The following is a 21,432-nucleotide window of genomic DNA, read 5'->3' on the forward strand; positions in this document are numbered from 1 at the left end:
TGAATAAATCAGCCTCTTTTTTATACTCTAAAAGAAAACTCTTCAATTTTCATTCTAGCTCTAGCCTCTGTTTCTTTTCCTTGCAGATTAGACATTAACCTTTCTGGCGGACCATTGTATCCAATAGCTATAGCTGTAATAGGTTTGATATCACTAGGAATATTAAGAAGTTCCACAGCTTTATCCGGATAAAACCCAGCCATTTGGTGAACTTTGATACCCATACTTTCTGCTTGAATAGTCATGGAAAACACAGATTGACCTAAATCATACACAGCATGATTATTATCCTTACCTGAATGACCAAACATAGTGTGAGCGCTAGCAATCATTAAGACACTAGCCCGTCTGGCCCAATCCTGATTTGGTTTCTTAAGACATTCCCATATCTTATCAAAACCTTCCGTATCCCTATGGGCATAATAAAAACGCCAAGGCTGTTCATTAAATGAACTTGGGGCCCATCTGGCGGCCTCTAATAGTCTATCAAAGTCCTCAGGAGCCAGAGGTTTTTCCCAGAATGATCGAGGGCTCCACCTCTCCTGTAGTAAACTAGTGATATGATGATCCGTTCGTGCTGTCTTTATTCCCATACAGTTAATATACCCAGAATTAAGAATAAAGTAAATTTAGGAAGATTTCTCACGCAGATCTTTTAGCCATTGAGGCATCTCTTCTCCATCAGGAACAAAGACTAAAGCATCTGAGTTAATACAGTAACGAAGTCCTGTTGGCTGAGGGCCATCAGGAAAAATATGCCCTAAATGGCTGCCACTTAGGGAATCAACTACCTCCACACGAGACATACCAAGACTATTATCTTCTATAAATACCATATTATCCTTGTAAGGAGAGTTATAAAAACTAGGCCATCCACAATGGGATTCATACTTTTGATCTGTACGAAACAATTCTTGTCCAGTCGCTTTTGAATAGAAAGTGCCCTGCTTATCAACATGATTATATTCCCCAGTGTGAGGATATTCCGTGTCTTTTTGTCTAAGAATTCCATAAGCCTTTGGGGACAACTGCTTCTTCCACTCTTCTTCGCTTTGCTTAAAGGTATATTCAGGTTCTTCCCCTGCTTTATAAATCTTCAACTCATCATCTGATTTGTCTGTCATTTCCTACCCCCATAAGAATTTAAGCATAATTTCGAAAAAGGCAAGGCCCTCAAAAAGTGCAAACAAACTGATCCCATACTTTAATAAAAGTTTGAACTCTCATATCTATTTAACCAATCTATGCTACTAAAAGCAGTTCGAGACTGCATTGCATCAAACGCAATATTAAATAAACAAAATAGCACGAATAAGAACACTAAAAGGAATAGACTTAAGCAGAAGCTAGTTGTATGGTGATAAAAACCAATACCAATAAGAGGTCGCATATGAATTATTTCAATTCCATACCTTTCCGTTCCCAGATGCAACAACTAGGAACATGTCGTTTTATGGATAAAGCTGAATTTTCCAATGGAGTAGATATACTCAAGGGCAAGAAGATTGTCATTGTCGGATGTGGGTCTCAAGGACTCAACCAGGGTCTTAACCTAAGAGATTCCGGTTTAGATGTAAGTTATGCTCTTCGAGCTGCTTCTATTGAAGCCAAGCGTCCTAGTTATATCAATGCCACTGAGAACAACTTTAAGGTTGGAACTTACGAAGAAATGATTCCTCAGGCAGATGTAGTTATTAACTTAACTCCCGACAAACAGCACTCAGGTGTTATCGATGCCGTTATGCCTCTTATGAAGAAAGACACTGTGCTCTCCTACAGCCATGGTTTTAACATCGTAGAAGAAGGAAAACAGATACGTAAAGATATTACTGTTATTATGATGGCACCCAAATCACCGGGATCCGAGGTTCGTGAAGAATACAAAAGAGGATTTGGAGTTCCTACCCTTATCGCTGTACACCCTGAAAACGACCCTAATGGTGACGGATTGGAATATGCCAAAGCTTATGCAGTAGGAACAGGGGGAGATAAAGCTGGAGTTCTTCAATCAAGCTTTGTTGCTGAAGTTAAATCAGATCTTATGGGTGAACAAACCATCCTTTGTGGTATGCTTCAAGCAGGATCTATCCTTTGTTTTGATAAAATGGTAGCCGAAGGTATAGAGCCTTCCTATGCCTCCAAGTTAGTACAATTTGGCTGGGAGACCATCACAGAAGCCCTTAAACACGGGGGTATCACCAACATGATGGACAGACTAAGCAATCCTGATAAAATCACAGCTTTTGCTTTAGCAGAAGAACTCAAAGACCTAATGACAGACCTATACTTCAAACATCAGGATGATATTATCTCCGGTAAGTTCTCTGAAACGATGATGGCCGACTGGGCTAAAGATGATATAGACCTTCTCACCTGGCGGGAAGAAACAAACAAGACCGCTTTTGAAACAACAGGAATCACAAAAGAAGAAATCACAGAACAAGAATACTTTGATAAGGGTATCCTTATGGTAGCCATGGTAAAAGCTGGTGTTGAGCTGGCCTTTGAAGTTATGGTGGAATCCGGCATAAAGGAAGAATCAGCATATTATGAATCTCTTCACGAGCTTCCCCTTATTGCCAATACAATCGCCCGTAAGAAACTCTATGAAATGAATAAAATCATATCTGATACAGCAGAATACGGTACTTACCTATTCGCAAATGCAGCCATTCCTTTATTACGTGACTGGGTTAACGAACAAGCTCAGGATGTTATTGGTCGCATCAGTGAAAAGGAAGACAACAGCGTGAATAACATTGACCTCGTGACCATTAATGATGAGATCCGAAATCACCCCATTGAAGAAGTGGGTCGCACACTTCGATCTTATATGACTGCTATGAAGTCAATCTATTAAGATATTTTAACAAAACCTACTCTTGATAAACCCGCCTCCCTGGCGGGTTCTTTACTCTTAACAATACTCTTACCATCTGCAAGAACAGCCGTTAATTAAAACAATGTTTTCACTAGGATCCTCTAAAATTGGAAAAACTGGCCAATATTGACCACTCCTATAAATCTGTAAGAATAACTGGAATACCTGGATAAAACATAATGTACGAATAAACAAACAGTTCTTAAATATAGCCTTTCAATTTGTAAACAAATGTCCCTAACCACTCTTTAAAGACAAAGGCAGTATTGAGAACGCTCCGCTCATTAGGAAGGAATTTGTATAACCCTCTTTGCTGTTGGGACCTGAAATCCACAGGGTAAGGATCGCATTGGTATCCCAGTTTATTAAAGCAACCTAGCGCCCGTTTCATGTGAAAGGCACTGGTTACTAATAAGACCTTGCTGTTCTCAATAGATAGAAGATCCTTCGTATAAAGGGCATTTTCATAGGTATTACGACTTTTTGATTCTATGAGAATTTGAGATTCATCCAATTGATATTCTAACCACGGTAATAGCATATCTGCTTCTGAATCGTCCTGATTCATAATGTCACCACTACCACCTGTAAAGATGAGCTTCGACGCTATCCCTTTTTTGACTAGATGTACCCCTTGGAGAATACGATCCACACTGGCATTGAACTCAGGAAGTTCTGTCTTACTATGGGCGATATCTACAAATCCTCCTAAGACAATGACATAATCATAGTGAGGGGTACCAAGTCTTTGAGGTTTCAACTCTACAGATTTAACCAACCAATCACTAATTAGGGGAGTACTGACCAGATAAAGGAAAAGTACACAATACTTATACCCCTTAGGTTTCTTTAGAATTTTCAGGAGGATCAATATCAATAAAAAGAGAAAAACCGGATGTGTTATATATCCTATGGTCTTGGATAAGAAAAAAAACACACGCTACTCCTGATCTATCATTTTCTTTTTTGTATCTATATGAATTGTATCAATATTGTTCAGAGATGATAAGAAGTATTAATACATAAAAAAACCGGGCTTTCACCCGGTCTTTTATAGATAAGTTCTATCTTACCTAGATATGAATAGCCCAACCTTCTGCAGCTCTTGCAGCTTCCATTACACCTTCACTTAATGTGGGGTGAGCATGGACAAGGGTGGCAATATCTTCAGGTAATAACTCTGCTTTCTTAGCCAATAGCAGTTCATGAATCAACTCTGTGGCCTGTGGTCCGACAACATGACATCCAAGGATCTCTTTTGTCTTAGGATCAAAGAGGATCTTTACTAAACCATCCTGCTGACCGATAGCTACGGCTTTACCAATAGCGACAAAGGGGAAAAGAGCTTTTTCATAAGCAATACCGGCCTCTTTAGCGCGAGCTTCATTGTATCCAAAGCTGGCAATCTGGGGTTCACAGTAGGTTGCTCCAGGGATTAATTGAGGATCAAGCTTCTTCTCATGTCCTACACCAGCCATGTGTTCTACCGCGATTTCCCCTTCTTTGCTAGCGACATGAGCTAACAAAGGACTAGGAACGATATCACCAATGGCATAAATACTAGGGACTCCTGTCTGATAGTAGTCCCCTACTTTTACAAATCCCCGTTCAATTCTAATTCCAAGCTCTTCTAATCCTAAGTTAGCTGTATTAGGTACACGACCTACTGCCACAAGGATCTTATCAGCTTTGATAGTATCTTCTTTACCATCTTTTTCAACAGTTACAGTTACGGAGGACTTTGTCTTCTTAAGGGACTTCGCTGTTGTTCCTGTCAGGAACTTAACACCTCTGTTTTTGAAGGCCTTTTCCACAACCTTGGCTGTGTCTCTGTCTTCTACAGGGAGAATATTAGGAAGCATTTCTATAACAGTTACATCTACTCCAAAGGCATTCATTACATATGCGAATTCCATTCCTATTGCCCCGGAACCTAATATCACAAGGCTTGAGGGGAGTTTTTCCAACATGAGGATACCTGTGGAACTGAGAACGACCTCTTCATCAAACTCAAATCCGGGAATCTGTCGTGGAGAAGACCCTGTTGCCAAAAGGATAAACTTGGCAGAGTAGGCTTTGCCATCCACATCGATATTGTTTTCACCAGTTACTTTGGCAGTACCTTTGATGTATTCCACTTTATTTTTTTTGAAAAGTCCGCTCACTCCTTTCGTCATCTGACTTACAACAGCACGGGATTTATCAAAAACAGCTTTGTAATTTAAACCGCTTGTATCTGCTTTAACACCAATTTCTTCAAGCTCTTTTATAGCATGATAGTTTTCTGCCTGGTGGATGAGAGCCTTAGAAGGAATACAACCTATGTTAAGGCAGACTCCTCCTGGACTATCTTTTTCTATAACAGCCGTTTTTAGGCCTAATTGGCTGGCCCGTATGGCAGCAACATATCCGCCAGGACCAGCACCGATTACTATTAAATCAAAATCAAAACTCAAGATATTCTCCTTACATTAATAACTGGAAAGGATCTTCCATCATCTTTTTCATGTCACTCATGAAAGCGGCTCCAATGGCTCCGTCTATCGTTCTGTGGTCACAGCTCAAGGTCATTTTCATGATATTCTTGATTTCTAGTTCATCATTATCATTGACAACAGGAGTCTTAACTGTAGCGCCCAAGGCTAATATGGCTGAGCCGGGAGGATTGATAATGGCTGTAAACTCCTCAATACCAAATGATCCTAGATTACTAATAGTAAATGTAGCACCATTATATTCATCAGGAGCTAAGCCGCCATTCTTGGCTTTATCAATGAGAACCTTTAGTTCTGCATCTATCTGGGCAATCCCTTTGTTTCCACAGTCTCGTACAACAGGAGTTATAAGACCGGTAGGTAAGGCTACTGCCAAGCCGATATCAATTGAACCATGGAATTGAATACTGTCACCTAACCAGGAGGAGTTCAACTCTCTGTGTCGTTTAATAGCTTCTGCTGCGAATTTCATGAAGAAGGGATTTAATCCTAACTTTTCTTTTGCCCGGGCATTGGCTTTCTTACGGAAATCAACCATGCCATCCATAGCAACAGATAAGGTTAGATAAAAGTGGGGAGCCCCGAACTTACTTTCGGCTAATCGTTTAGCGATGGTTTGTCGCATTCGACTAACAGGTACGGTTTCATCCACTAGAGGACTTCCGAAGGAATTTCCTGAACTACCACCAACTGCTACACCCTCTACAGGAGCGAGAGGTGCTTTGAAGTTTTCTACATCTTCCTTAACGATTCGTCCTGCAGGACCAGTTCCTTTCACCATACCAAGATTAATGCCTCTGGAGGCGGCAATTTTTCGTGCTAATGGACTGGCTTTAATCCGATCATCACTGCTGGGAGAGACACTGGGTGCGGGTGTAGAAGCCTTAGGAGCTGCTGGTTTTGGTGCAGCTTCTTTGGCCGCTTCAGAAGCAGGAGCGGTTTCCTTTTTGGGTTCTTCTGCTTTTGGTTCAGGAGCCGCTGCTGGAGCAGCCTCAGCTTCAGCCACCAGATCAGAAACATCCTCGCCTTCTTCACCAATTATGGCAATAACATCTCCCACTCTTGCTGGTGATCCTTCACCTTTGATTATTTTAAGTAGAGTCCCCTCTTGGGCTGACTCGTATTCCATACTGGCTTTATCAGTCTCAACCTCACACAGAACATCTCCTGTACTGATGGTATCGCCCTCTTTAGCACTCCAGTTAAGTATGGTTCCTTCCTCCATAGTGGGAGAAAGGGCTATCATTAATACATTTTCTGCCATGTTCTATCCTTCTCTGTATAGGGTTTTCTTCGCTGCCGCCACAATCTTGGCCACAGTGGGTTGAACCTCAAGCTCTAATGTGTGGTTATAAGGCATAGGAACATCTTCTGATGAGACAAACTCAACAGGTGCATCCAGGTCATCAAAACATTTAGCAGAAATTAATCCGCTTATATGGGATCCCACACTTGCCTGGGGCCATGCTTCATCGACGACGACAACATGATTGGTTTTTCTAACAGATCCAAAAATTGTTTCTTCATCTAAGGGTCTGATAGATCGTATATCTATTACTTCTGCACTAATGCCTTCTTTTGCCAACTCTTCAGCGGCCTCTTCCAACATTTTCATAGGCTTTGAGAAACTCACGAGGGTAACATGCTCACCTTCTCGTCGTATAGCAGCCTTTCCAAAAGGTATTGTGTATTCCTCTTCAGGAACTTCTCCTGTCCAGCCATAGTACATTTCAGCTTCTAAGAAGATAACAGGGTTATCATCTCTAATAGCGGTCTTTAACAGACCCTTGGCATCATAAGGTGTAGATGGTGCAACCACTTTGATACCAGGTATATGCATAAAATAAGAAGCAAAACTTTGACTATGCTGGCTGGATAGGAACTCAGCCGGTCCATTAGGTCCACGCACTACCATGGGAACTTTTAACTGACCACCTGACATGTGTCTTAACTTAGCAGCATTGTTAATAATCTGATCAATAGCTAACAATCCGAATTGGAAAGTCATCCATTCTACTACTGGGCGTAATCCTACAGAGGCGGCACCAACGGCAACACCTGTAAAACCTAATTCGGTGATTGGTGTGTCAATGACTCTCTTATCTCCGTATTTTTCCCATAACCCTTTGGATACTTTATAAGCTCCATTATATTGAGCCACTTCTTCACCCATTAAGAGGACGTTCTCGTCACGAGTCATTTCCTCATCCAAGGCCTGACGAAGGGCTTCTCTCATTGCTATTATTGCCATACTCTTCTTCCTCCCTAGGCCAAAATATCTTCGTACATATCACTTAATGGTGGTTCTGGTGATTTATCTGCAAACTCTATAGCATCCTGAACCCTTTTCTTATCTTCTTTGTCCCATTCTTTGAATTGTTCATCTGTGATCAATCCAGCATCCAGCATTCGAGCTTTTAGTCCTAAAATAGGATCCTTTTGTTTGTATGCTTCTAAGTCTTCTTTAGAACGATATTTGGCCGGATCACTCATAGAGTGTCCTTTATATCTATATGTTTGAATCTCAATGAAAGCAGGAAGAGCTTGTTCTTTCGCTTGTTTTACTGCTTTACCTAGTTCTTCATACACAGCGATAACATCCATACCATCTACCTGCCAACTGGGAATTCCATAGCTATTACCCATTATAGAGTAATCAGTTACAGATGATACACGATCATAGGAAGTACCCATTCCGTACTGGTTATTTTCACATATAAAAACTACGGGCAGATTCCATATTTTCGCCAGGTTAAGAGTCTCATGGAATGACCCTTGGTGAATCGCTCCATCACCAAAAAAGACCAGAGTAGCACCTCCTGTGCCTTTATAGGCCTGCATAAGGGCGACCCCACCTGCAACGGGGATCTGGCCTCCGACGATACCATTTCCACCTAGCATATGTTTTTCAACATCAAACATATGCATGGATCCACCTTTACCTCGGCTAACACCAGTTGATTTACCATAAAGTTCGGCCATAATAGCATTGGGATCCATTCCCACAGCTAAGGCATGTCCGTGATCTCTATATCCTGTCAGAATATAATCCGTCTTCATATCCAGAGCTTTGACTGCACCAATAGCGACGGCTTCCTGACCATTGTACAAGTGGCAGAACCCTCCGATCTTTTTAAGACCATACATTTGTCCTGCTTTTTCTTCGAATCTTCTAATAAAGTTCATTTCCCTCAAAATACTTATTAGAAAATCCTTGTCATAAGAATCTATTTTTCGCATCCGCCTCTCCTAGCCTAAAAATCAACCTTGGCTCTCACACCACCAAGGGGTTCAAAATATTCAGCTTCCTCTATAACTGTTTCCAAAACGACCATTTCATCGGCGTTCTGGTTTAACTTCCAAAACATACCTAATCGACTACCTATTTCTGTAAGAACTTCAGCCTTATAGGAAGGATTATCTATTAGGTTTACCGTACCTTTAATGCTGACAACTTTGTCTAAGGCCTTGGTTTGTATTAACCAATGAACCTTTGGGTTAGCCTCTATCTGGGTTGCCTTCTTGAACTTTGGACTAGTAACGGCATATAAAAAACCTTCTCGATTACGTAACAGACTAGGAGTCATCCAACGTGCTTTGGGATTTCCGTCCGCATCTACAGTTGTGAGGACACCTACATTTGAGTCATCAATAACAAAATCTAACTTGTCCAAAATTTCACTAACATTCATTCTTTTTCCTCCTGTTTACTTAAAAACGCTCCCAAGCTAACCAGGCAGCGATCCTTTTTCTTATAGGGTTTGGAGCATTGGCCTTCACTAAGACCTGCCTTTTCCACTCCTTTCCTATGATTTCTGTCCAATCCTTTTCAGATTGATTGTCCTTTACGATGAAGCTCTTAATTATACCATGATCAATTTCAGCACTTAGAGAATCTTCTTCATTGACATAAAGATAGGAAAATGGTGGTGTTTTTTTGTATACACGATCAGGATCTGTAGCCGAACCATATTCATTAGGTTCCACTGTAATGATATTTGTTTGCCATTGTTTTGCGAATAAATCAGCCCACTCTTCACAGAGGCTCATTGCCGTTTGACCTGAAAGTAGCTTGGATAAATTCTTTATGGGAGAAGGACAGGACTGCACTGCATGAGTTGATATACGGCCTTTAAGCCCCTTAAGGGTTTTTGACGCACGATCCAAATCAGCATTTATAAGTAAAGTCCCATGATGTGCCTGCTTGTTTCTCTTATATGCATGAGCACTACCGGAAACTTTTTTACCATCATGGAGGAAATCACCCCTTTCAGTTCTAGTTAAATGTACACCTTTGTCCTTGAGCAACTTGTCCACTTCTTGAAATATCCAATTAGGATCCCAGTCTTTGGGACCGAGAAAACTAAAGTTCAGATTCCCTATATCATGATAAACAGTCCCTCCACCCGAGAATCTACGAAACACAGGAATACCTTCTGCTTCACAATAGGATAGATTACATTCTCTCCAGGGATTCTGAAACTTACCCATAACCACAGCGTCTTTGTTGATATAAAAGACAACTCTCACTGTATTCTCAGGAAGATCATCAAAAAGGCTTTCTTCCCAGTTCAGGTTAGCTCCAGGATCATGACTAAGAGAACGATATACTTCAAAGTCCATATGTTTAGCTTTATTCCTCCTGTATTTAATTTCAAGTAATTAGATCAAGTTTCGTTTCCTGATTAATTTAGTCACAATCAATTGCATCTGTCTAGTTTTTTTTAAAATTGAGATTAGTAGTAATTTTTATCGATAATACTTTACAAATTAAGACTAATTTCTTATTGTTGACACTAGAGATTAGGTATGGCTTTTTCCTTGCTTTACTTTAGAAACTCTTTTACTCTTAACCAAAGGATATTCCAAAATTTGAGGTGAAATTGTGATCCAATATCAGAAACAACCTATGATGATGAAAGTGGTCTACAGTCTTATCCCTATCTTTCTTTATTCAATCTACTTATACGGGTGGAGAAGTTTTGCTCTTGTAGCAATGTCTGTCGTTCTGGCTGTTACAGTAGAATGGATAATGGAGAAGAATAAGAAAAAGAAGACCACGAAAGTTAGTCAAGCGGCCTTTGTGACGGCCTTACTCTTTGCTCTTTCGTTACCTCCTAAAACGCCTTTCTGGATAGCAGCGATCGGTATTCTATTCGCTTTGCTTTTCGGTAAGATGGCCTACGGTGGTTTTGGAAGAAATATTTTTAATCCAGCCATAACGGGAAGGCTTTTCATCTATATAACCTTTCCTACAATTATGACAAATGGTAGTTGGATGGCTTTTGGAAACTTCGGACTAAATGCCGATGCTGTAACATCAGCAACTCCTTTAAACCTGCTACGGGCAGGTGAGGCAGCCCCCAATATACTGAATTTACTTTTTGGTTTACGTACAGGATCCCTTGGTGAAGGGCCTATTTTCCTTATTATTCTAGCCGGTATCTACTTAATAGTTACAAAAACGGCAAGCTGGCGAATTATTCTCTCTATGTTATTAACAGGGGGAATCCTTCACTCAGCATTGTATTTTACCGGAGTTACCGGAGCACCACACCCCTTATACGCCCTTATGTCAGGGAGTTATTTATTTGTAACAGTCTTTATGGCTACAGACCCTGTCAGTGGTCCTAAAAAGAACTCTAGTCAATGGGTATACGGGGCCCTTATTGGTGCTGTTACGGTGCTTGTCAGAACGTTTAGTCTGTTCCCGGAAGGAACAAGTTTTGGTGTATTAATGGGTAATACCTTTGCCTCATTAATTGATGAGCTAATGCCTAAACCTCAAAAGAAGAAAAAAGCGGAGGCAGCTTAATGAACAAGGAAGGAACAATATACACAATAATTTTTACCTTCATTACAGCTTTTTTGTTTGTTTTTCTTCTTGCCTTGGCAAACGAACAAACAAAGGACATTATTGAGATTAATCAGGAGGTTACAGAAAAAGGATCTATCCTGTCTGCTCTTGGAATCTCAACTAATGATGATAATGTTTTATCAACCTATGAGACTGAAGTAACTGAAATTGAGAATGACCCCATTCTTTACGAGGCTAAAGTTAACAATAAAGATGTGTATGCCTCGAAATTTTCGGGTCCCGGCTTGTGGGGAACCATAACAGGTGTCCTGGCAGTTGATAAATCTATGGACAGAATACAAGGTCTTGAAATCATAAGTCACAGTGAAACTCCCGGTTTAGGAGGAAGAATCTCCGAAGATTGGTTTAAGAAACAATTTATTAACCAAGAGATACCAAGTGATTTAAAATTGATTATCAATCAAGGCTCTGGTAAGGGTGATAGTAATAAAGATGATGACAGAGTCGATGCTATCACTGGTGCAACAAGAACAAGTGACTCTCTTGAAGCTTTAATAAATCAAGAGCTTATGAAACTCAAGAAAACATTGGAGGTGCTTAAATGAGTTCTAGCCCTTCTCAATTATTAAAAGATAACTTGTGGTACAACAATCCCATATTTGTACAAATATTAGGGATATGTTCAACACTGGCTGTAACAAACAACCTATCCAATACGATGGTAATGACAGTAAGTTTAGTATTCGTTACTGCCTTCACGAATTTGACTGTATCACTCATTAAGAACTTGATTCCAAGAAAGGTACGTATGATAGTGCAAACATTGATCATAGCCTTCTTTGTTATCATTGTTGATATACTTTTACGAGCGTATCTACCAGCTATAAGTAAATCCTTAGGACCTTATGTTGGGCTTATCATTACAAACTGTATCATTATGGGTCGGGCAGAAGCCTTTGCCCAAGCCAATCCCCCTCTCATATCATTTTGGGATGGTATAACAAGTGGTTTAGGATACATGGTAGTCCTTCTAGTTATTGCGTTCTTTAGGGAGCTACTTGGTTTTGGGACATTATTTAATATTCCTGTTTTACCTTCCAGCTTCACTCCTTGGACAATCATGGTAATGGCTCCTAGTGCTTTCTTCTTATTGGGAAGCTTTATTTGGATAGCTAAGACGATCATGCTGAAACAAGAAGGAGGTAAGAAATGAGTCCAGATATAAATCCTTTAGTCTTATTATTTGCTTCTATATTCACTAGTAATATTCTACTAGCTAACTTCTTGGGAATGTGTTCCTTTATATCCATCAGTAAGGATATAAAGTCAGCCAATGGACTAGGAATGGCCGTAACTGTTGTACTAACCATAACAGCAGCAATTAACTGGGCCGTTCTTAGGTTTATCCTTCTTCCCTTAGATTTACTGTACCTAAGATACATTGTTTTTATCATAGTCATCGCAGCAACAGTACAAATGCTCGAAATGGTCATTGATAGATTAAGTCCAGCCTTGTATATGAACTTAGGTATATTTCTACCCCTCATTACAGTAAACTGTGCCATATTGGGTGTCGCTCTATTCATAGAGATACGAAGTTATAGCTTTGTTCAATCCGTCGTCTACGGTCTTGGTTCTGGATTAGGTTGGTGGTTAGCCATTATGGCACTAGCGGCCATTCAGAAAAAATTAGAAAAGGCCCCTGTACCAACAGGATTGAAAGGACCGGGAATTACCTTAATAACTATTGGATTCATGGCTATGGCTTTTATGGGCTTTAGCGGAATGCTAAGTGTACAGTAGGAGATGCTAAGAAAATGAATGTAACTTTTTTTATTGCCCCCGCTGTTATAGGTGTCATCTCTGCTATTCTGGCAGCAATGATTTCCATTACAGATAAAATTGTTAATAATTATGGTGATGTAACCATTATTATTAATTCCGGGAAAAAAGAACTGAAAGTAAAAGGGGGAAGTCCTCTTCTTCATACTCTCTCCAGTGAGGGAATTTTTGTTCCCTCCGCTTGTGGAGGTCGGGGAAGTTGTGGAGCTTGTAAATGTCAGATAACCTCTGATGTAGGCCCAATACTTCCAACAGAAGCACCATACCTTACTAAAGATGAGATGGATGATAATGTTAGATTATCTTGTCAGGTAAAAGTGAAACAGGATCTTAGTATTCACATCCCAGAAGAATTATTTAGTGTTAAACAATACAAGGCAACAGTGGAAACCATAAAAGACCTGACTCATGATATAAAAGAAGTCTATGTTAGATTGGATAATCCTAATGAGGTTGATTTCAAAGCAGGCCAATATGCCCAATTTGTCGTTCCTCCTTATGACAAGGTTAAAGAATCTACTCAAAGAGCCTATTCTCTCTCTTCTCGCCCTTCAGACAAAAACCATATGGAATTCTTGATTAGACTGGTTCCAGGGGGAATCGTAACCACCTATGTACATGAACATTTAAAGGAAGGCCAGAAAATTGACTTGGTAGGTCCTTTTGGAGATTTCTATGTACAAGATACCAATGCAACCATGATTTGTGTTGCAGGGGGGTCTGGAATGGCACCTTTTAAATCTATCCTTTATGATTTATTAGAGAAAGGTATTACCGATCGGGAGATATGGTACTTCTTTGGTGCTCGTACTGTGAAAGATATATACTATCTTGAAGAATTGAAGGAACTTGAGAAAAAACTTACCAATTTCCATTTTGTTGCTGCTTTGAGTGAACCTCAAGAAGGTGATGGATGGGAAGGGGAAACAGGCCTCATTACTGACGTTCTTGATAAGTATCTAAAGACTAAGGTCTCTGATAATACTAAAGAGGGCTATTTATGTGGTAGTCCAGGTATGATTAATGCTTGTAATGCTGTTATGTCAGCTAATGGAATAGAGAAAGAAAAAATCTATTATGACAGTTTTGCTTAAGGGGGATGATAATGAAGTTAACTCCAGAAGAAAGAAAAGCATGGGAAAACATGAAACCAGGAGCTATCACAAGTCAGGGTTTTCTAGGAGATCAAGAAAACATATCACTTCATGATCTTATAGAAGCAGATGAAGAGTTGATGCAAGCTCATAACCTTGATTTTGATGAGGTGGGAGAAAAGTTACTATACCTACTGGAAGAAGGCAAGAAAGGCCTGGGCGAGCCTATAACTGTCGAAAAGAAATGGATTGTTCGTACTGATGATACAAGAGGTTTTTTACCTTGTCCTTTTGAGGATGGTATTTACCATAAAACAAACCTTGAACTATCTAATATAGATGAATCTATTAAACTGATATGTTCAGAGTTATCCATTCACCTATTAACTAAACACCATTTTCTACAAGGGAAAGGGTCTCCTTTCCGTTTGGAACCAAAAACATTAAAATCACTTCTTGAGTTGTAATAGAACCTGAAATATTGTTTAGCTGGACTTAAAGTCCAGCTTTTTTTTTATCCTGATTTGCATTTAAACCTCGAGGGAATTATTCTTTGAAACACAAGGAATTGGGGTACAAATATAATGTCAGAACAGATCTTAATTGTTGAAGATGAAAAAATAATTGCTTTAGATCTACGACGTAGATTAGAAAAATTTGGTTACACCGTTTGTAGTACCACATCAAGAGGTGATGAATCTATCCAACTAGCAGGTCAATACAAACCAGACCTTATTCTTATGGATATTATGTTGGAAGGAGAGATGGATGGAATCACTGCAGCCATTCAAATCAAGAAGCTATACCATTTGCCAGTTATGTTCCTAACAGCTTTTGCAGATCAAACGACCTTGGAGCGAGCTAAGGAAGCCACGCCTCTTGGTTATATATTAAAGCCATTTAAGGAAAGAGAGCTATCCACAACCATTGAGATGGGATTATATAAAAACAAAATAGACCAAAAGCTCAAACAACAGGAAGAGTTGTTTTCTACCATACTTCGTTCCGTAGGGGACTCGATCATTGCCACAGATGAACATTGGAACATACAATTCATAAATCAAGAAGCAGAAAAACTCCTTGGAATAAACAGTGCGACAGCAGTGGGACAACCAATAGTACAGATTGTAAAAATCCTGGATGCCAAAAGTCTTGTTCCAATAGAACTAACAAAACTATTGGAAGAAGTTAACAAAGATAGCTATCTGATCGAATATGCCCTTATAGAGACTCCTCAGGGAAGACATATCCATATTGAAGGACTAGTTAATTTCCTCAAAGATACAAAAGGAGAGCATATAGGACTTGTTTGCAGTATCAAAGATATGACTGAGATCAAGAAACTTTCTGAGAATCTCATTTTTCAATCAACCCATGATAAATTAACAGGTTTAATCAATAGAGATTCTTTTGCTGATAAATTAAGCCAATGCTGGGAACTGGCTCATCGTCTCCACCAAGAATTTTCTTTAATGTATGTTGATGTTGATCAATTCAAAGTGGTAAATGACAGCTGTGGTCATCACGCAGGTGATGCTTTATTAAAAGATATTACCCAAAAGATTTCAAATATGCTCAACCATGGAGATATTCTGGCTCGCTTAGGTGGTGACGAGTTTGGTCTCATTTTATATAACGCCAACATAGAAGCGGCTCATCAACGAGCCCGTAAAATCAAGAAAGTTCTTAACTCTAATATATTTATTTGGAATGAATATAAGTTTCCCATACGAGTGAGTATGGGAGTTATTCCCTTGGACCCTCAAACAGGTGGTGTCCATGATCTATTATCAGCTGTGGATGATGCCTGCCAGCTGGCCAAGGAGGAAGGCGGTAATAAAATACGTACTTACAATATCAGTGATGATAGCTTTTATCGACGCAGAGGACAGATGCAATGGGTAAGTCAGCTCCAAAAATCCCTGGAAGAAGATAGATTTGCCTTATATTTTCAATATATTAAGCCTTTAGATGAGGCAGCAAATCTCCCGCCAAAAGCTGAAATATTAATTCGCTTAAAAGGATTAGAAGGACAAATAATCCAACCTTTTGATTTTATTCCTGCTGCTGAAAGATATAATTTTATGAGCCACATTGATATCTGGGTTATCCAAAATGCCTTTCGTTTTGTGCAACGCTATTTGACCAGTCATGATGAACCACTAGTATTCTGTATAAATCTTTCTGGTGGCTCCTTAACGAATGAAAACCTTTTCCAGGTCATATTAGATTGTTTTAAAATATATGAAGTACCACCGGAACGTATTTGTTTTGAAGTAACAGAGACAACGGCCATTAATAATCTTACAGCTGCTAACAACTTTATAGATATGCTGGGAGAAGTAGGTTGTACCTTTGCCCTTGATGATTTTGGTACAGGTTTTGCCAGCTTTTCCTATCTACGCTCCTTACATGTGGATTTTATTAAAATTGATGGTTCCTTTGTAAAAGAGTTAGATAATAACGAAGTTGATTTTGCAACTGTATCGGCAATTAACCAGATAGCCCATGCTATGGGTAAAAAAACGATAGCCGAATATGTAGCAACACAGAGAGTCTTTGACATACTTAAAGCAGTACATGTTGATTATGCTCAGGGATATTATCTAAATGAACCCTTACCCATAGAGGAGTTGATCAATCACAACTTTAAACCATCCCTTTTGGATCAAAGATGATCGAGGCCTCTTCTTCTGTTATCAAACCTTCATCCAGAACGATATCCTGGATGGTTCTTTTCTCTTTGTATGCTCTATAGGCTAATCGAGAAGCTTCATCATAGCCTATCTTTGTGGCTAAAGGGGTTACTAAAGCAAGACTCCATTCTACTTGCTGTTGACATTGAATGGAATCAACTTCTATCCCTTTTATGCAACTTTCACTGAAAACAGTAACGGCATTTGTTAATATTCTTATAGCCTCTAAGGTTTCAAATGCAAGAAGAGGCATCATTATATTCAATTGTAAAGGACTATTTTGACAGGCAATGGTTACTGCTTGGTATTTACCCATTATGTGGGCTGCCACTTGAATAACCATCTCTGGAATGACAGGATTAACCTTGCCAGGCATAATGGAACTACCAGGTTGAAGACTAGGTAAAATAAGTTCTCCCAGGCCTGTTCTAGGACCAGAAGACAATATTCTTAAATCCTGGGCTATTTTCATTAAAGATACAGCAAGTCCATTAAGAGCCCCCATGAGAGCCATCTGAGGCTCACGAGCGGATATGCCTTCAAAAAGATTGTCGCTGGAACGAAAAGAGATCTTAGTATAATCATTTAAAGCTTTAATTGCCCCCTCTTTAAAACCATCAGGAGCATTCAGTCCTGTTCCTATAGCAGTACCACCAAAAGGAATCTCTTCCAAAATAGAATAACAATCTTTAAGACGTTTTAAGGATTTGCTTATAAGAGCTTCAAAAGCACTGAACTCCTGCCCTACAGTCATAGGCACGGCGTCCTGGAGATGTGTTCTGCCTATCTTTATTATATCCTTAAAGGCTAAGGTCTTTGATTTGAGACTTGTTTGGAGGGATTCAAGTGCCAGTGATAATTCTCCTAAAGCTAAACGATTGGACACATTGAGTGCAGAAGGAATAATACAGTTGGATGATTGGCTATGGTTCACATGATCATTAGGATGAACAGGACTACGTCCTCCCCTCACATGATTGATTTCTTCATTACAAAGTGAAGCAATAACTTCATTAATGTTCATATTCCAACTAGTTCCTGAACCAGTCTGAAAGACATCGATAGGAAATTGATCAATGTACTTTCCTTGGGCAATTTGGAGAGCTTTCTGCTCAATAAGAGAAGCTATATTCTGAGGCAGAGTTCCTAGTGAACGATTAGCACTAGCAGCAGAAGCTTTTAAAAAACCAAGAGCTTGTAGAAATACATCAGGAATCCTATATCCACTTATGGGAAAATTGTTAACAGCTCTCACTGTTTGGGCCCCAAAATGAGCTTCTATAGGAACATGGACATCACCCATACTATCTTTTTCAATTCTATAATCTTCTGCCATAATAAAACTCCTGCACTTATCATTTTATTAAAGCTAAGGTAAACTGGCTCTCTATTTTAATCAAGATTATACTTGTAAGAACTTAAGCTATGATACTTAATGTTAATATTGACTTAAAGACACAAGAGAAACTAAGGTATGACCAATGAATAACCTTATTATAATGGGAATGAAACACACAGGGAAATCAACACAAGGACGTCGACTAGCATTGTTCTATAACATGTCGTTTATAGACCTTGATGAGGTGATTTTTAACCAATACCCCACCACAAATACAACCATTAGAGAGATATACAGAACTGAGGGAAAAGAAGGTTTCCTGCGTTTAGAACAAGAAGCGGCAAAATCCTGTGCCAAAGAACTTTCAGAAAAAGGCAACAGGATTCTGTCTTTAGGTGGAGGGACAATAGATAACCCTATTGCTATGGATTCACTAAAAAATAAAGCCCTATCCATTCATCTTCTTGATTCTGCAGAGGTTCTCTACGAACGAATATCCTTACACGGAATCCCTCCTTTCTTAGACAGTGAAGATCCGTATCATTCTTTTCTGGATATTTATACGAGAAGAACGAAGCTCTACACAGATTGGGCAAATATCACAGTTGACATAAAAAATAAAAATCAAGATCAAGCTTTTGATTGTATAAACAACAGGGTACAGGAGTATAAAAATGCCAGGTAGCACATTTGGACATAATTTTCGTATTAGCACTTTTGGGGAATCACATGGAGGTGCAGTAGGGGTGATAGTTGATGGCGCTACACCTGGACTGGAGATATCAGAAGAGGATATCCAGAAACAACTAGATCGAAGAAAGCCAGGACAATCTTCCGTTACCACACCCAGACAGGAACCAGATATTGTTCATATCTTAAGTGGTGTATTTGAAGGTAAAACGACAGGAACACCTATTTTATTAATCCTTTATAATAAAGATGCCATGCCCTCAGCCTATGATGATATAAAGGAAAAGTTCCGTCCCGGTCATGCGGATTTTACCTATCTCAATAAATACGGAATCCGTGATTATAGAGGATCAGGTAGAGCCTCAGGAAGGGAAACAGCGGGAAGAGTTGCCGCAGGTGCTATAGCACAAAAATTACTGCAACAAAAAGGTGTTTCAATAACAGCATACACAAAAAGAGCAGCGGGAATATCCTGTGAAACCATAGACTATTCAGTTATTGAACAAAATCCTATGAGAGCGGCCGATATGAAGGCAGCTGCCAAAATGATCCCCATCATTGAACAGTTGGCACAAGAAGGTGATAGTGTGGGAGGCATTGTTGAATGCCGCATAACTGGAGTGAAACCCGGTCTAGGCGAACCTGTATTTGATAAAATGGATGCGGACCTGGGTAAAGCCATGCTAAGCCTTGGTGCTGTAAAAGGATTTGAAATTGGTTCTGGTTTTGACTGTGTAGATATGAAAGGTTCCGAACACAACGATGGAATGGATAGCAAAGGTTTTATAACCAACAATGCAGGTGGAACGTTAGGAGGAATCACAACGGGAGAGGAAATTGTTTTCCGAATTGCCGTAAAGCCAACATCCAGTATCAGCAAAGAACAAGATACAGTAAATAAATCAGGAGATGAGGTAAAAATACAGACAGAGGGACGACATGATCCTTGTATCTGTCCTCGTATAGTTCCCGTAGTCGAAGCTATGGCCGCTTTAGTCTTAATAGATCACTATAAGAGACAAGAAGCACTTCATAGCTAATAAGACAAGACTTCTTCCTCTCCATTCACGTTATGAGTTATGGTAAAGTGGTAGTTCATCAAATCGGCGTTTAGCTGAGCATATGAGCTACCCTTTTCTCTTCTAATGATCAGTTTATCATCCTTACTGTCTATTATGTCGCACTTGCCATCAAAGGCTTCAGAGCGATTCCGGAATTTCATCAGTTCATTTAGTGTTATTATTACAGAGCGATTTTGACTCTCTTCAATTTCTTTAATATTATAATAATGTCTGTTGATATCTCTCCCCTGTTTTGTTTTCTCTAACAACTCAAGATCGTTCTCTCCAGCCAATAAACCAACATAATACACTTGTGGGATGCCGGGTGAAAAAAACTGTATAGCTCTTGCTAATAAATACTTCTGATCATCATTTCCTAAAGCAGAATAGTAAGTACAATTGATTTGATAAATATCCAGATTATTATATTCAGCAGAGCTGTACTTTCTTTTTACATTAGCCCCTTCAGAATATAAAGTCTCCATGGTGTGCTCGACTTCTTCCTCTGTCAGCAGATCTTTAACATCGACAACACCAATTCCATCATGAGTGTCTAAGGTAGTGAATTGTTTGGAGGGACAAATTTTAAGCCATTTCTTAAGTTTGTCTCCATTACTCGTGTAGATAGTATGAAGAACTAACATAGGTAAAGCAAAGTCATAAACCCAGAAATCTTCCTTAGCAATGTCTAATTGAATGGAATAGTGCTCATGAATTTCCGGTAATATTAGAACGTGTTGTTTAGCTACCTCCGCTTCAATCTTATGAAGTAAATTCCAAATATCCGGTTTGACAAAAAAACAATCTGTCCCCTTTTTCTTAATACAATAAGCAAAGGCATCCAGTCTTATAATTTTAGCTCCATGCTTTATCAAATCCTTTAAGGTAGTAGTAAAAAATCTTTGTGTTACCTCACTGTTAACATCCAAATCTAATTGTTCTTCACTAAAGGTACACCATAGCTGTTCCGTACTACCATCTTCAAAGAGGATCTCTTCAAAAGGAGCTTTGTCTTTTCGTTTGTATATTTTATCAATCTCCGAATCACTAGGGTTGGTACCTCCCCAGGCCTTCTTTACTGTAAGAAATAAGTCCTTCCATTCAGAAGCTTCATTGTTCTGTAAATAATCCTGAAAATAGGGAGATTTTCTGGAAATATGGTTCACCATAAAATCAAACATCAAGAAATACTGAGAACCAAGATTCTCTATATCACTCCAATCACCAAATTGAGGATCTACTTTGTCATATCGGAGAGGGGCAAATCCCCTGTCACCAGAGGAAGGAAAAAAAGGTAGAATATGTATCCCGCCGATACAATCTTTGTACCACCTCTTTAAAACAGTATTTAGATCTTTTAGATTGTTACCTAGAGAATCTGCATAAGTGATAAGCATTATTTTATTCATTGACAGAACTACCTTCCTTCCTACTTTGTACCAATCAAATTCTAAATAAACGGTAATCCAAAATCAATGATGTTCTATAAATAAAAGAAGCTGACTAAGATCAGTCA

General features: G+C 39.3%; 21 protein-coding genes. 10 read left to right on the forward strand and 11 right to left on the reverse strand.

Annotation, left to right across the window (positions count from 1 at the left end):
- Positions 1 to 20: 20 nt before the first annotated feature.
- Positions 21 to 593, reverse strand: coding sequence for a nitroreductase family protein (locus K345_RS0100225; protein ID WP_028972455.1), 573 nt, complete (start codon positions 591 to 593; stop codon positions 21 to 23).
- 36 nt (positions 594 to 629) lie between these two features.
- Complete coding sequence (gene msrB, locus K345_RS19070; RefSeq protein WP_083963555.1) at positions 630 to 1,124, reverse strand: peptide-methionine (R)-S-oxide reductase MsrB; 495 nt, start codon at positions 1,122 to 1,124, stop codon at positions 630 to 632.
- A gap of 266 nt (positions 1,125 to 1,390) precedes the next feature.
- Between msrB and ilvC the strand changes: the two genes are divergently transcribed.
- Positions 1,391 to 2,860 carry a ketol-acid reductoisomerase gene (ilvC, locus tag K345_RS0100235; RefSeq protein ID WP_037570670.1) on the forward strand — a complete coding sequence of 490 codons (1,470 nt, stop codon included), beginning with the start codon at positions 1,391 to 1,393 and terminating at the stop codon, positions 2,858 to 2,860.
- A 223-nt stretch (positions 2,861 to 3,083) separates the two neighbouring features.
- Here the strand turns inward: ilvC and K345_RS0100240 are convergent, their stop codons facing one another.
- The 7 genes from K345_RS0100240 to K345_RS0100270 form a co-directional block, all read right to left on the reverse strand.
- Positions 3,084 to 3,818, reverse strand: coding sequence for a YdcF family protein (locus tag K345_RS0100240; RefSeq protein WP_028972457.1), 735 nt, complete (start codon positions 3,816 to 3,818; stop codon positions 3,084 to 3,086).
- A gap of 136 nt (positions 3,819 to 3,954) precedes the next feature.
- Entirely contained in the window at positions 3,955 to 5,337 is a 1,383-nt protein-coding gene (lpdA, locus tag K345_RS0100245) for a dihydrolipoyl dehydrogenase (RefSeq protein ID WP_028972458.1), read from the reverse strand.
- A 10-nt stretch (positions 5,338 to 5,347) separates the two neighbouring features.
- Positions 5,348 to 6,640 carry a pyruvate dehydrogenase complex dihydrolipoamide acetyltransferase gene (locus tag K345_RS0100250; RefSeq protein ID WP_028972459.1) on the reverse strand — a complete coding sequence of 431 codons (1,293 nt, stop codon included), beginning with the start codon at positions 6,638 to 6,640 and terminating at the stop codon, positions 5,348 to 5,350.
- 3 nt (positions 6,641 to 6,643) lie between these two features.
- The gene (locus K345_RS0100255) at positions 6,644 to 7,627 is read right to left on the reverse strand and encodes a pyruvate dehydrogenase complex E1 component subunit beta (protein WP_028972460.1); all 984 of its coding nucleotides are present in this window, start codon (positions 7,625 to 7,627) and stop codon (positions 6,644 to 6,646) included.
- A gap of 14 nt (positions 7,628 to 7,641) precedes the next feature.
- On the reverse strand, positions 7,642 to 8,616 hold the full coding sequence (gene pdhA / locus K345_RS0100260; RefSeq protein WP_053227932.1) for a pyruvate dehydrogenase (acetyl-transferring) E1 component subunit alpha: 975 nt from the start codon (positions 8,614 to 8,616) through the stop codon (positions 7,642 to 7,644).
- 14 nt (positions 8,617 to 8,630) lie between these two features.
- Positions 8,631 to 9,068, reverse strand: a complete 438-nt coding sequence (locus K345_RS0100265; protein ID WP_028972462.1) for a pyridoxamine 5'-phosphate oxidase family protein — start codon at positions 9,066 to 9,068, stop codon at positions 8,631 to 8,633.
- Between the two features lie 19 nt (positions 9,069 to 9,087).
- On the reverse strand, positions 9,088 to 9,999 hold the full coding sequence (locus K345_RS0100270) for a lipoyl protein ligase domain-containing protein (RefSeq protein ID WP_028972463.1): 912 nt from the start codon (positions 9,997 to 9,999) through the stop codon (positions 9,088 to 9,090).
- 262 nt (positions 10,000 to 10,261) lie between these two features.
- Between K345_RS0100270 and K345_RS0100275 the strand changes: the two genes are divergently transcribed.
- The 7 genes from K345_RS0100275 (at position 10,262) to K345_RS19075 (ending at position 16,808) form a co-directional block, all read left to right on the forward strand.
- The gene (locus tag K345_RS0100275) at positions 10,262 to 11,191 is read left to right on the forward strand and encodes an RnfABCDGE type electron transport complex subunit D (RefSeq protein WP_245584587.1); all 930 of its coding nucleotides are present in this window, start codon (positions 10,262 to 10,264) and stop codon (positions 11,189 to 11,191) included.
- On the forward strand, positions 11,191 to 11,799 hold the full coding sequence (locus K345_RS0100280; RefSeq protein WP_028972465.1) for an FMN-binding protein: 609 nt from the start codon (positions 11,191 to 11,193) through the stop codon (positions 11,797 to 11,799). The genes K345_RS0100275 and K345_RS0100280 overlap by 1 nt, the downstream gene beginning before the upstream one ends.
- Positions 11,796 to 12,407 (forward strand): NADH:ubiquinone reductase (Na(+)-transporting) subunit D, encoded by a 612-nt coding sequence (locus K345_RS0100285; protein WP_028972466.1) that lies wholly within the window; start codon positions 11,796 to 11,798, stop codon positions 12,405 to 12,407. Before K345_RS0100280 ends, K345_RS0100285 begins: the two co-directional genes overlap by 4 nt.
- Positions 12,404 to 12,997, forward strand: a complete 594-nt coding sequence (locus K345_RS0100290; RefSeq protein WP_028972467.1) for an NADH:ubiquinone reductase (Na(+)-transporting) subunit E — start codon at positions 12,404 to 12,406, stop codon at positions 12,995 to 12,997. The genes K345_RS0100285 and K345_RS0100290 overlap by 4 nt, the downstream gene beginning before the upstream one ends.
- A 14-nt stretch (positions 12,998 to 13,011) precedes the next feature.
- Complete coding sequence (locus tag K345_RS0100295; protein WP_028972468.1) at positions 13,012 to 14,130, forward strand: NADH:ubiquinone reductase (Na(+)-transporting) subunit F; 1,119 nt, start codon at positions 13,012 to 13,014, stop codon at positions 14,128 to 14,130.
- An 11-nt stretch (positions 14,131 to 14,141) separates the two neighbouring features.
- Positions 14,142 to 14,597, forward strand: a complete 456-nt coding sequence (locus tag K345_RS0100300) for a hypothetical protein (RefSeq protein ID WP_028972469.1) — start codon at positions 14,142 to 14,144, stop codon at positions 14,595 to 14,597.
- 117 nt (positions 14,598 to 14,714) lie between these two features.
- On the forward strand, positions 14,715 to 16,808 hold the full coding sequence (locus K345_RS19075) for an EAL domain-containing protein (protein ID WP_053227933.1): 2,094 nt from the start codon (positions 14,715 to 14,717) through the stop codon (positions 16,806 to 16,808).
- Here the strand turns inward: K345_RS19075 and K345_RS0100310 are convergent.
- Complete coding sequence (locus K345_RS0100310) at positions 16,780 to 18,162, reverse strand: class II fumarate hydratase (protein WP_028972470.1); 1,383 nt, start codon at positions 18,160 to 18,162, stop codon at positions 16,780 to 16,782. The two genes, K345_RS19075 and K345_RS0100310, sit on opposite strands and share 29 nt — an antisense overlap.
- A 145-nt stretch (positions 18,163 to 18,307) precedes the next feature.
- Between K345_RS0100310 and K345_RS0100315 the strand changes: the two genes are divergently transcribed.
- Positions 18,308 to 18,850, forward strand: a complete 543-nt coding sequence (locus K345_RS0100315) for a shikimate kinase (protein ID WP_028972471.1) — start codon at positions 18,308 to 18,310, stop codon at positions 18,848 to 18,850.
- Entirely contained in the window at positions 18,840 to 19,895 is a 1,056-nt protein-coding gene (gene aroC / locus K345_RS0100320) for a chorismate synthase (RefSeq protein ID WP_028972472.1), read from the forward strand. Before K345_RS0100315 ends, aroC begins: the two co-directional genes overlap by 11 nt.
- On the opposite strand, the gene gtfA is transcribed toward aroC, so the two are convergent.
- Positions 19,892 to 21,325, reverse strand: a complete 1,434-nt coding sequence (gene gtfA / locus K345_RS0100325; RefSeq protein ID WP_037570675.1) for a sucrose phosphorylase — start codon at positions 21,323 to 21,325, stop codon at positions 19,892 to 19,894. The two genes, aroC and gtfA, sit on opposite strands and share 4 nt — an antisense overlap.
- Between the last annotated feature and the right edge of the window lie 107 nt (positions 21,326 to 21,432).

This window comes from Spirochaeta cellobiosiphila DSM 17781, assembly GCF_000426705.1.
In the GTDB taxonomy this organism is placed as follows: domain Bacteria; phylum Spirochaetota; class Spirochaetia; order DSM-17781; family DSM-17781; genus Spirochaeta_E; species Spirochaeta_E cellobiosiphila.